This window comes from Pseudomonas furukawaii, from assembly GCF_002355475.1.
Classification (GTDB): Bacteria; Pseudomonadota; Gammaproteobacteria; order Pseudomonadales; family Pseudomonadaceae; genus Metapseudomonas; species Metapseudomonas furukawaii.
The window spans coordinates 597642-609142 of the sequence record NZ_AP014862.1; the positions used below are offsets into that span (position 1 = coordinate 597642).

10 protein-coding genes, 6 tRNA genes and 2 rRNA genes are annotated in these 11501 nt (G+C 55.4%); all 18 read left to right on the plus strand.

The genetic code is table 11. The features are described 5' to 3' along the window. The first annotated feature begins 50 nt into the window (after positions 1 to 50). The 18 genes from KF707C_RS02710 (at position 51) to rplL (ending at position 11372) form a co-directional block, all read left to right on the plus strand. Positions 51 to 127: transfer RNA gene (locus KF707C_RS02710), tRNA-Ile, on the plus strand. A 32-nt stretch (positions 128 to 159) separates the two neighbouring features. Next, positions 160 to 235 (plus strand) — tRNA-Ala (locus KF707C_RS02715). Between the two features lie 230 nt (positions 236 to 465). Continuing rightward, positions 466 to 3356, plus strand: a 23S ribosomal RNA gene (locus KF707C_RS02720). Between the two features lie 139 nt (positions 3357 to 3495). Then, a 5S ribosomal RNA gene (gene rrf, locus KF707C_RS02725) occupies positions 3496 to 3611 on the plus strand. A 185-nt stretch (positions 3612 to 3796) separates the two neighbouring features. Then, positions 3797 to 4750 (plus strand): bifunctional biotin--[acetyl-CoA-carboxylase] ligase/biotin operon repressor BirA, encoded by a 954-nt coding sequence (gene birA / locus KF707C_RS02730; RefSeq protein WP_036991204.1) that lies wholly within the window; start codon positions 3797 to 3799, stop codon positions 4748 to 4750. Beyond that, complete coding sequence (locus KF707C_RS02735) at positions 4740 to 5489, plus strand: pantothenate kinase (protein ID WP_036991202.1); 750 nt, start codon at positions 4740 to 4742, stop codon at positions 5487 to 5489. Before birA ends, KF707C_RS02735 begins: the two co-directional genes overlap by 11 nt. Positions 5490 to 5498: 9 nt before the next feature. Then, positions 5499 to 6176 (plus strand): SPOR domain-containing protein, encoded by a 678-nt coding sequence (locus KF707C_RS02740; RefSeq protein WP_081608024.1) that lies wholly within the window; start codon positions 5499 to 5501, stop codon positions 6174 to 6176. A gap of 139 nt (positions 6177 to 6315) precedes the next feature. Beyond that, positions 6316 to 6400 (plus strand) — tRNA-Tyr (locus tag KF707C_RS02745). Positions 6401 to 6425: 25 nt separating this feature from the next. After that, positions 6426 to 6499, plus strand: a tRNA-Gly gene (locus tag KF707C_RS02750). Between the two features lie 26 nt (positions 6500 to 6525). Further along, positions 6526 to 6601 (plus strand) — tRNA-Thr (locus KF707C_RS02755). A gap of 85 nt (positions 6602 to 6686) precedes the next feature. Beyond that, the gene (tuf, locus tag KF707C_RS02760; protein WP_096368001.1) at positions 6687 to 7880 is read left to right on the plus strand and encodes an elongation factor Tu; all 1194 of its coding nucleotides are present in this window, start codon (positions 6687 to 6689) and stop codon (positions 7878 to 7880) included. 53 nt (positions 7881 to 7933) lie between these two features. Next, positions 7934 to 8009: transfer RNA gene (locus KF707C_RS02765), tRNA-Trp, on the plus strand. 47 nt (positions 8010 to 8056) lie between these two features. Next, on the plus strand, positions 8057 to 8425 hold the full coding sequence (secE, locus tag KF707C_RS02770) for a preprotein translocase subunit SecE (protein ID WP_003448696.1): 369 nt from the start codon (positions 8057 to 8059) through the stop codon (positions 8423 to 8425). A gap of 10 nt (positions 8426 to 8435) precedes the next feature. Beyond that, on the plus strand, positions 8436 to 8969 hold the full coding sequence (gene nusG / locus KF707C_RS02775; RefSeq protein WP_036991121.1) for a transcription termination/antitermination protein NusG: 534 nt from the start codon (positions 8436 to 8438) through the stop codon (positions 8967 to 8969). Between the two features lie 115 nt (positions 8970 to 9084). Continuing rightward, positions 9085 to 9516: a 50S ribosomal protein L11 gene (rplK, locus tag KF707C_RS02780; RefSeq protein WP_003448698.1), complete on the plus strand. Its 432-nt coding sequence runs from the start codon at positions 9085 to 9087 to the stop codon at positions 9514 to 9516. Further along, a complete protein-coding gene (gene rplA / locus KF707C_RS02785; RefSeq protein WP_003448699.1) occupies positions 9516 to 10211 on the plus strand; it encodes a 50S ribosomal protein L1 in 696 nt (231 codons plus the stop codon). The genes rplK and rplA overlap by 1 nt, the downstream gene beginning before the upstream one ends. A 210-nt stretch (positions 10212 to 10421) precedes the next feature. Then, on the plus strand, positions 10422 to 10922 hold the full coding sequence (gene rplJ / locus KF707C_RS02790) for a 50S ribosomal protein L10 (RefSeq protein ID WP_003448701.1): 501 nt from the start codon (positions 10422 to 10424) through the stop codon (positions 10920 to 10922). A gap of 81 nt (positions 10923 to 11003) precedes the next feature. Then, positions 11004 to 11372 carry a 50S ribosomal protein L7/L12 gene (gene rplL, locus KF707C_RS02795; RefSeq protein WP_003448702.1) on the plus strand — a complete coding sequence of 123 codons (369 nt, stop codon included), beginning with the start codon at positions 11004 to 11006 and terminating at the stop codon, positions 11370 to 11372. Positions 11373 to 11501: the final 129 nt, after the last annotated feature.

Sequence of the window (11501 nt, forward strand, 5' to 3'; positions counted from 1 at the left end):
TTCTTCATAAGTTCCCACACGAATTGCTTGATTCAATTGCGAAGGCGATTGGGTCTGTAGCTCAGTTGGTTAGAGCGCACCCCTGATAAGGGTGAGGTCGGCAGTTCGAATCTGCCCAGACCCACCAATTGTCGCGGGGTCGAATGACCGGCCGACATTGGGGCCATAGCTCAGCTGGGAGAGCGCCTGCTTTGCACGCAGGAGGTCAGGAGTTCGATCCTCCTTGGCTCCACCACTCTCCAGTCAGGCAGCCAAGAGTGCAGAATTGAGTATCCGTGGTTGGATATTGAATTCTGGACTTTGCTTCAGAATCGTTCTTTAAAAATTCGGGTATGTGATAGAAGTGACTTGTTGAATGTTTCACTGCATTCAGCAACTCAAGGCAAAATTTGCGAGTTCAAGCGCGAATTTTCGGCGAATGTCGTCTTCACACCATGATCGCAGGCAGATTGCTTGGGGTTATATGGTCAAGTGAAGAAGCGCATACGGTGGATGCCTTGGCAGTCAGAGGCGATGAAAGACGTGGTAGCCTGCGAAAAGCTTCGGGGAGTCGGCAAACAGACTTTGATCCGGAGATCTCTGAATGGGGGAACCCACCTAGGATAACCTAGGTATCTTGTACTGAATCCATAGGTGCAAGAGGCGAACCAGGGGAACTGAAACATCTAAGTACCCTGAGGAAAAGAAATCAACCGAGATTCCCTTAGTAGTGGCGAGCGAACGGGGACTAGCCCTTAAGCTTCTTTGAATCTAATAGAACGCTCTGGAAAGTGCGGCCATAGTGGGTGATAGCCCCGTATATGAAAGGTTCTTGGAAGTGAAATCGAGTAGGACGGAGCACGTGAAACTTTGTCTGAACATGGGGGGACCATCCTCCAAGGCTAAATACTACTGACTGACCGATAGTGAACCAGTACCGTGAGGGAAAGGCGAAAAGAACCCCGGAGAGGGGAGTGAAATAGAACCTGAAACCGTATGCGTACAAGCAGTGGGAGCCTACTTTGTTAGGTGACTGCGTACCTTTTGTATAATGGGTCAGCGACTTATATTCAGTGGCGAGCTTAACCGAATAGGGGAGGCGTAGCGAAAGCGAGTCTTAATAGGGCGTTTAGTCGCTGGGTATAGACCCGAAACCGGGCGATCTATCCATGAGCAGGTTGAAGGTTAGGTAACACTGACTGGAGGACCGAACCGACTCCCGTTGAAAAGGTAGCGGATGACTTGTGGATCGGAGTGAAAGGCTAATCAAGCTCGGAGATAGCTGGTTCTCCTCGAAAGCTATTTAGGTAGCGCCTCACGTATCACTCCAGGGGGTAGAGCACTGTTTCGGCTAGGGGGTCATCCCGACTTACCAAACCGATGCAAACTCCGAATACCTGGAAGTGTCAGCGTGGGAGACACACGGCGGGTGCTAACGTCCGTCGTGAAAAGGGAAACAACCCAGACCGTCAGCTAAGGTCCCAAAGTTGTAGTTAAGTGGGAAACGATGTGGGAAGGCTTAGACAGCTAGGAGGTTGGCTTAGAAGCAGCCATCCTTTAAAGAAAGCGTAATAGCTCACTAGTCGAGTCGGCCTGCGCGGAAGATGTAACGGGGCTCAAACTACACACCGAAGCTACGGGTTCGTCGCAAGACGAGCGGTAGAGGAGCGTTCTGTAAGCCTGTGAAGGTGAGTTGAGAAGCTTGCTGGAGGTATCAGAAGTGCGAATGCTGACATGAGTAACGACAATGGGAGTGAAAAACTCCCACGCCGAAAGACCAAGGGTTCCTGCGCAACGTTAATCGACGCAGGGTGAGTCGGCCCCTAAGGCGAGGCTGAAAAGCGTAGTCGATGGGAAACGGGTTAATATTCCCGTACTTCTAGTTACTGCGATGGAGGGACGGAGAAGGCTAGGCCAGCTTGGCGTTGGTTGTCCAAGTTTAAGGTGGTAGGCCGAACACTTAGGCAAATCCGGGTGTTCAAGGCCGAGAGCTGATGACGAGCTTTCTTTTAGAAAGCGAAGTGGTCGATGCCATGCTTCCAGGAAAAGCTTCTAAGCTTCAGGTAACTAGGAACCGTACCCCAAACCGACACAGGTGGTTGGGTAGAGAATACCAAGGCGCTTGAGAGAACTCGGGTGAAGGAACTAGGCAAAATGGCACCGTAACTTCGGGAGAAGGTGCGCCGGTGAGGGTGAAGGACTTGCTCCGTAAGCCCATGCCGGTCGAAGATACCAGGCCGCTGCGACTGTTTATTAAAAACACAGCACTCTGCAAACACGAAAGTGGACGTATAGGGTGTGACGCCTGCCCGGTGCCGGAAGGTTAATTGATGGGGTTAGCGCAAGCGAAGCTCTTGATCGAAGCCCCGGTAAACGGCGGCCGTAACTATAACGGTCCTAAGGTAGCGAAATTCCTTGTCGGGTAAGTTCCGACCTGCACGAATGGCGTAACGATGGCGGCGCTGTCTCCACCCGAGACTCAGTGAAATTGAAATCGCTGTGAAGATGCAGTGTATCCGCGGCTAGACGGAAAGACCCCGTGAACCTTTACTGTAGCTTTGCACTGGACTTTGAGCCTGCTTGTGTAGGATAGGTGGGAGGCTTTGAAGCGTGGACGCCAGTTCGCGTGGAGCCATCCTTGAAATACCACCCTGGCATGCTTGAGGTTCTAACTCTGGTCCGTCATCCGGATCGAGGACAGTGTATGGTGGGCAGTTTGACTGGGGCGGTCTCCTCCTAAAGAGTAACGGAGGAGTACGAAGGTGCGCTCAGACCGGTCGGAAATCGGTCGCAGAGTATAAAGGCAAAAGCGCGCTTGACTGCGAGACAGACACGTCGAGCAGGTACGAAAGTAGGTCTTAGTGATCCGGTGGTTCTGTATGGAAGGGCCATCGCTCAACGGATAAAAGGTACTCCGGGGATAACAGGCTGATACCGCCCAAGAGTTCATATCGACGGCGGTGTTTGGCACCTCGATGTCGGCTCATCACATCCTGGGGCTGAAGCCGGTCCCAAGGGTATGGCTGTTCGCCATTTAAAGTGGTACGCGAGCTGGGTTTAGAACGTCGTGAGACAGTTCGGTCCCTATCTGCCGTGGACGTTTGAGATTTGAGAGGGGCTGCTCCTAGTACGAGAGGACCGGAGTGGACGAACCTCTGGTGTTCCGGTTGTCACGCCAGTGGCACTGCCGGGTAGCTATGTTCGGAAGAGATAACCGCTGAAAGCATCTAAGCGGGAAACTCGCCTCAAGATGAGATCTCACTGGGATCTTGAATCCCCTGAAGGGCCGTCGAAGACTACGACGTTGATAGGTTGGGTGTGTAAGCGCTGTGAGGCGTTGAGCTAACCAATACTAATTGCCCGTGAGGCTTGACCATATAACACCCAAACAATCTGGTGATTGTGGGTGCGACTGGTGAAGTCGATGTGAACCGAAAGTTCGCATGAACCGCAAAGCCAACAACTGTCACATACCTGATTAGGGGTAGCGTCCCAGACGATGCCCCAACCGAATTGCTTGACGACTATAGAGCGTTGGAACCACCTGATCCCATCCCGAACTCAGCAGTGAAACGACGCATCGCCGATGGTAGTGTGGAGCTTCTCCATGTGAGAGTAGGTCATCGTCAAGCTCCTATCCCAAACCCCCGATACGCTAACGCGTGTCGGGGGTTTGTCTTTGGGGCCCGGAAAACTTGCACAGGCCGCTTCACGGTCGCTGCAGGCTGTAGCCTTGCGTCCGCACGATGTCCGGTTTCTATGCAACCTCAGCATCGATGGATATGATGCCTGCCTCATTGTGGGTTGGATTCAGCCAATGCTGACCTTATTGAAACTTCTGCAGGATGGGCGCTTTCATTCGGGAGAGGCTCTTGGTGCTGCTCTTGGTGTCAGTAGAAGTGCAGTCTGGAAGCAGCTCCAGCATTTGGAGTCAGAACTGCACTTGCCGATTCATAAGGTGCGGGGCAAGGGATATCGTCTAGAGCGTCCGGTGAGCTTGCTGGAGTCACCGTTGCTGAATCAGGATTCGCCCTGGCCTCACAGAGTTCACGAGACCTTGGACTCCACTAATGCTGAGGTGATGCGCCTGCTATCCGAGGGGGCGATACCGCCATTTGCTGTTGTCTCTGAGCGGCAGACTGCAGGGCGCGGAAGGCGAGGGCGTCAGTGGATCAGTCCTTTCGCGCAGAATCTTTATTACAGCCTTGCCATGCGCATCGATGGAGGCGCGCGGCAACTCGATGGCCTTAGCCTGGTCGTCGGGTTGGCGGTGCTCAAGGTACTACGCTCTTTTGGCCTGATAGAGGTTGGGTTGAAGTGGCCAAACGACCTTCTTTCCAGCGGGCGCAAGATTGCGGGAATTCTGCTGGAGCTGGTGGGCGATCCAGCGGACCTGTGCCATGTGATCATTGGCATTGGAATTAATGTGAACATGCAGAATGCGCTCGAGGAAATTGATCAACCCTGGACTTCAATGCAGCTTGAGTCCGGCCTTTTGGTCGATAGAAATGACTTGGCCATCACGCTTGCCAAATGTTTGCGGGAATATCTGGAGCGGCACGACCGAGAAGGATTCGGCGCTCTGAAGAGTGAGTGGGAGGCTGCTCACTTGTGGCAAGGCTGCGCGGTCAGCCTGGTGGCTGGAGCTCAGCATGTCGATGGAATCGTTCTCGGGGTCGATGCGGCCGGCGCAATTCGGTTGAGCGTTGCCGGTACTGAAAGGGTTTTTAGTGGGGGAGAGCTCAGCTTGAGGTTGCGCGATGATTCTTGAGCTTGACTGTGGTAACAGTTTTATCAAATGGCGCGTGGTTGATGAAGTTCTGGCTTCCACGGTAGAGGGAGGGGTCGTCGGTAGCGATGAGCAGCTGCTGGCAGCACTGGCTGGAAAGATGGCAAGCGCTTTGAGCTACTGCCGCCTGGTGAGTGTGCGTACTGATGAAGAGACCCAGTCATTGATATCGCGCCTTGAGGCTGCCCTCGGAGTGTGTTGTGTTCGGGCGATGCCCTCCGACGAACTGGGTGGGGTGCGAAATGGTTATACCGAGTATCGTCGACTTGGGATGGATCGTTGGCTAGCGGTCGTTGGGGCCTATCACCTTGCCCGCAAGCCCTGTCTGGTGATCGATCTTGGTACTGCAGTGACTTCTGACCTGGTTACGGGTAAGGGAGAGCACCTTGGTGGTTTCATCTGCCCTGGCATGCCGCTCATGCGCAACCAGCTTAGGACGCATACGCGTCGCATTCGTTACGATGACTCCGCCGCAGAGCAGGCGTTGCATGATACGGCTCCTGGTCGCTCTACCGCCGAGGCAGTAGAGCGAGGCTGCCTCTTGATGTTGCGTGGATTTGTTCAGTCTCAGGTTGAGTTGGCTGCGGAGCATCTAGGCTCCGAGTTCGAGGTCTTCTTGACTGGAGGGGATGCGCAGTTAGTCCAAGAGGCTGTTCCGCGTGCTCGAGTCCTGCCTGACCTGGTATTTGTTGGGCTGGCCATTGCTTGCCCGTTGCGCTGAGGTTGAGTCGTGCGTTGGTTGTTTCTGTTTCTTCTAGTTCTCAATCTCTTCTACTACGTGTGGCATCAGCAGCAGGCGCCGCTCCGTCCAAAGGAAGTTGAGACGCTCTCGCTCTACAAGGGGGACCAGCAAGATATCCGACTCCTCAGTGAGTCTGGTGAAGTGCCTGCTCGGCGAGTCCTTGTCCCGAGCGCCCCTGCCGAGGCGGCTGTGTGCCTCTATCTTGGAGGATTTGAGCAGGAGCGTCATGCGCAAGAGGTGGCGCAGCGTCTCATTAGCCTCGATGTAAGCGCGGAGGTGAAGCCGCTGGATGCAGCGGCTGGCGTAGATTATTGGGTCTACATGCCCCCCTTGGCCTCCCGTGACGCCTCACTTCGCCATCTAAAGGAGCTTCAAGCGCGTAAGATAGATAGCTACATTGTGACTCAGGGGGACCTTGTGAATGGCATCTCCTTGGGGATATTTCCGCGACTGGACTCCGCTGAAAGTGTGATGCAGCGTCTGCGAGACGCTGGTTACGAACCTCAGATGCGCGAGTTGTCGCGGGCCCATCGCGATTATTGGGTGCGTATAGCCCCCGAAAGTCGACGACTGGTGGCTGACTCTCTGCTGCAGCAGCTGTCCGGGGATTATCCGGGGCTGAAACATCAACTTATGCCTTGCGAGGGTGTTGCATCTCCTCGCTAGCTTGAATAGAATGGCGCCCGCTTCGCAGGGTGGCCTAGAAAACAAACTGTGAAGCTGCTGTAAGAAGCTCCTAACCTCAAGATTTTATTGAGAAAAAGCTTGACAGCTCGGTGGCAGAGTTTAAAATGCCGCCTCACTTGGAGGGGTTCCCGAGCGGCCAAAGGGATCAGACTGTAAATCTGACGTCATAGACTTCGAAGGTTCGAATCCTTCCCCCTCCACCAGATTCAAAGCGAGAGCTAAAGCTCCGCGGGTATAGTTCAGTGGTAGAACCTCAGCCTTCCAAGCTGATGATGCGGGTTCGATTCCCGCTACCCGCTCCAGGTTTTTTGTTTTCGCAATGTGTTTGGCTCATGTAGCTCAGCTGGTAGAGCACACCCTTGGTAAGGGTGAGGTCAGCGGTTCAAATCCGCTCATGAGCTCCATCTCAACAAAGGCAGATATGAAAATATCTGCCTTTGTTTTAATGGTGGCGTGACTCGCTCAATCTTTTGAAGGGAGACGTTTTCGATGGCAAAAGAAAAGTTCGAACGTAACAAGCCGCACGTCAACGTCGGCACCATTGGTCACGTTGACCATGGCAAGACCACTCTGACTGCTGCTCTGACCAAGGTCTGCTCCGAGACCTGGGGTGGTTCGGCTCGTGCGTTCGACCAGATCGACAACGCTCCGGAAGAGAAGGCTCGCGGTATCACCATCAACACTTCCCACGTTGAGTACGATTCCGCTGTTCGTCACTACGCTCACGTTGACTGCCCCGGTCACGCTGACTACGTGAAGAACATGATCACCGGTGCTGCTCAGATGGATGGCGCTATCCTGGTTTGCTCCGCCGCTGACGGCCCCATGCCGCAGACTCGCGAGCACATCCTGCTGTCCCGTCAGGTAGGCGTACCCTACATCGTCGTGTTCCTGAACAAGGCCGACATGGTTGACGACGCCGAGCTGCTGGAGCTGGTCGAGATGGAGGTTCGCGATCTGCTGAACACCTACGACTTCCCGGGCGACGACACTCCGATCGTTATCGGTTCCGCGCTGATGGCGCTGGAAGGCAAGGACGACAACGGCATCGGCGTTTCCGCCGTTCGTAAGCTGGTTGAGACCCTGGACTCCTACATTCCGGAGCCGGTGCGTGCCATCGACCAGCCGTTCCTGATGCCGATCGAGGACGTGTTCTCCATCTCCGGTCGTGGCACCGTAGTGACCGGTCGTGTAGAGCGCGGCATCGTGAAGGTGGGCGAGGAAATCGAAATCGTCGGTATCCGTCCGACCACCAAGACCACCTGCACCGGTGTTGAAATGTTCCGTAAGCTGCTCGACGAAGGTCGTGCTGGTGAGAACATTGGCGCCCTGCTGCGCGGCACCAAGCGTGACGACGTAGAGCGTGGTCAGGTTCTGGCCAAGCCGGGCACCATCAAGCCGCACACCAAGTTCGAGTGCGAAGTGTACGTGCTGTCCAAGGAAGAGGGTGGTCGTCACACTCCGTTCTTCAAGGGCTACCGTCCGCAGTTCTACTTCCGTACCACTGACGTGACCGGTAACTGCGAGCTGCCGGAAGGCGTTGAGATGGTAATGCCGGGCGACAACATCAAGATGGTTGTTACCCTGATCGCTCCGATCGCCATGGAAGACGGCCTGCGCTTCGCTATCCGCGAAGGTGGTCGTACCGTTGGCGCCGGTGTAGTGGCTAAGATCTTCGAATAAAGACTTGATCTTGGTGTTTCGGGCCGGCATAATGGTCGGCCTGACTTTGTTATAGGCCAGTAGCTCAATTGGCAGAGCGGCGGTCTCCAAAACCGCAGGTTGGGGGTTCGATTCCCTCCTGGCCTGCCAGATTCCAAGATAGAGGATCTGGCATTTCTCTCACAGGATCCTAGCTGATGAATGCCAAGGCTGAAGCCAAAGAAGCACGCTTCGACGTTCTGAAGTGGGTTGTTGTGGTGGCTCTCGTCGCGGTTGGCGTGGTCGGCAATCAGTATTTTTCCTCTGAGCCGATTCTGTATCGCGTTCTTGCTCTCCTTGCCCTTGCTACGGTTGCTGGTTTTGTTTCCTTGCAGACTGCGAAGGGGCAGGCTTTCTTTGCTCTTGCCAAAGAAGCTCGCGCGGAGATACGCAAGGTAGTTTGGCCGACTCGTCAGGAAACCACTCAGACCACTTTGATTGTTGTGGCTGTAGTGCTGGTGATGGCGCTGCTGTTGTGGGGTCTCGATACCCTGCTCGGTTGGCTTGTTTCGATGATCGTTGGTTGATAGGTGCTCCGTGGCTAAGCGTTGGTATGTCGTGCATGCTTACTCGGGCTATGAGAAGCATGTGATGCGCTCCCTGGTCGAGCGTGTCAAGTTGGCCGGCATGGAAGATCAGTTCGGCGAGATTCTGGTTCCCACTGAAGAAGTGGTAGAGATGCGCAACGGCCAGAAGCGGAAAAGCGAGCGCAAATTTTTTCCTGGCTATGTGTTGGTTCAAATGGAGATGAGCGAGGCAACTTGGCACCTGATCAAGGATACGCCTCGTGTCATGGGCTTCATTGGCGGTACTGCCGATAAGCCAGCTCCGATTACCGAGAAAGAGGCCGAGGCTATCCTGCGTCGCGTCGCGGATAGTGGTGACAAGCCCAAGCCGAAGACGCTGTTTGAGCCTGGCGAGACTGTTCGTGTGGTTGATGGTCCCTTCGCTGACTTCAATGGTGTGGTTGAAGAGGTTAACTACGAAAAGAGCCGGATTCAGGTGGCTGTGCTTATTTTCGGCCGCTCTACCCCGGTAGAGTTGGAGTTCAGTCAAGTCGAGAAGGTCTGACTGAAAAGAGATCCCAACCCCGCAGCCCTAGGTTGCGGGGTTTTGTTGTCACTGGGATAAACGCCCAAGCAATCGGGGAGCCTTCGGGCGCTAGAACCCGTAACTGGAGTAGAAAATGGCTAAGAAGATTCAAGCTTATATCAAGCTGCAAGTGAAGGCCGGTCAGGCCAACCCGTCGCCGCCGGTTGGCCCTGCCCTGGGTCAGCATGGTGTGAATATCATGGAATTCTGCAAGGCGTTCAACGCCAAGACTCAGGGCCTTGAGCCGGGTCTGCCGACACCTGTGATCATCACTGTTTACAGCGACCGCAGCTTCACTTTCGAGACCAAGAGCACCCCGGCTTCCGTTCTGCTGAAAAAAGCAGCCGGTATTGCCAGTGGTTCGCCGCGTCCGAACACCCAGAAAGTAGGCACCGTTACCCGTGCTCAGCTGGAAGAGATCGCCAAGGCCAAGAAGGCTGATCTGACTGCAGCTGACCTGGATGCGGCCGTGCGTAGCATCGCCGGTTCCGCTCGTAGCATGGGCCTGAATGTGGAGGGTGTGTAATGGCTAAGCTGACCAAGCGTCAAAAGGCAATTGCCGAGAAAGTAGAAGCTGGCAAGCAGTACGCTTTCGAGGATGCAGCCAAGCTGCTGGCCGAACTGGCCACTTCCAAGTTCAAGGAGTCCGTCGACGTCTCGATCAACCTCGGTGTTGATCCGCGTAAATCCGACCAGGTCGTCCGTGGTGCCACCGTTCTGCCGAACGGCACTGGCAAAAGCGTACGCATTGCCGTGTTCACCCAGGGCGCCGGTGCAGAGGCAGCGCTGGCTGCTGGTGCTGACAAGGTCGGTATGGACGAACTGGCTGCCGAGATGAAGGGCGGCGACCTGAACTATGACGTGGTGATTGCTTCTCCGGATGCGATGCGCGTTGTAGGTCAACTGGGTCAGATTCTCGGTCCGCGCGGCCTGATGCCGAACCCGAAGGTTGGTACCGTGACTCCGGACGTCGCTACTGCGGTCAAGAATGCCAAAGCCGGTCAGGTACGTTTCCGTACTGACAAGAATGGCATCATCCACGCTTCTGTTGGCAAGATCGATTTCGAGCCGGCCAAGCTGAAGCAGAACGTGGAAGCCCTGCTGGCTGACCTGAAGCGACTGAAGCCGTCCACCTCCAAGGGTGTGTACCTGAAGCGTGTGACCCTGAGTTCCACCATGGGTCCGGGTCTGCAGATCGATCAGGCTTCCCTCGAAGGCTAAGTGATAAAGGTGCGTCGGACTCGTTCGGCGCGCCAGGTATTGGGGTCCCTGCCTGGCGGGGGCTATCCAAGACCGTAGGCGGCGCAAGCCTTAAACAGGAAGTCATTCCGAGCCTACGCAGATGGTGCTCCCGATTCGTTTACCGAATCAGACACCAAAACGACGTTCAGCCCCGGCTGAACGAAACGGTAACATCCAGGAGTTAGACCCGTGGCAATTAAACTCGAAGACAAGAAGGCCATCGTCGCTGAAGTCAACGAGGCTGCCAAAGCTGGCCTGTCCGCTGTCGTGGCTGATGCCCGTGGCGTGACCGTAGCCGCTATGACCGGACTCCGTAAAGAGGCCCGTGACGCTGGCGTTTACGTACGTGTCGTACGTAACACCCTGGCTCGCCGCGCCGTTGCCGGCACTCAGTTTGAAGTGCTGAACGACGTGTTCAAAGGCCCGACCCTGATTGCGTTCTCCAACGAACACCCGGGCGCTGCCGCCCGGATCTTCAAGGAGTTTGCCAAGGGTCAGGACAAGTTCGAGATCAAGGCCGCTGCATTCGAGGGCCAGTTCCTCGCAGCCAATCAGATCGACGTACTGGCGACCCTGCCGACCTACGACGAAGCCGTTGCACAGCTGATGAGCGTGATCCAAGGCGCTACCAGCAAGCTGGCTCGTACTCTGGCGGCTATTCGCGACCAGAAAGAAGGCGCTGCGGCCTGAGTCAGGCTGCACAGTCCCTTTCACGAAATCTTTTAATTTTGATGGCCGCGAAGGCTGTCCACCAATACAGGAATTAGAGTCATGGCTCTGACCAACGAAGACATCATCAACGCCGTATCCGAAATGTCCGTCATGCAGATCGTTGAACTGATCAAGGCGATGGAAGAGAAGTTCGGTGTTACCGCTGCCGCTGCTGTTGCCGCTGGCCCGGCTGTTGCCGCTGCTGCTGTTGAAGAGCAGACCGAGTTCACCATCGTTCTGGCCGAGGCTGGCGAGAAGAAAGTGAACGTGATCAAGGTCGTTCGCGAACTGACCGGTCTGGGTCTGAAAGAAGCCAAGGCAGTTGTTGATGGCGCCCCGGGCGTTGTCAAGGAAGGCGCTTCGAAAGAAGAAGCCGAAGCTGCCAAGAAAGCCCTGGAAGAAGCTGGCGCCAAAGTCGAGCTCAAGTAAGCGACGACCTTGCGTCTACAGCCGGAGCGCTGCGCGCCAGGCTGACGGCTGGTGGCTTATGCCACCGGCCTTTTTCCGTTCTAGGTGGATGTCCTCAAGGCGCCACCTGGGGCGTGATCCGACCTCCAA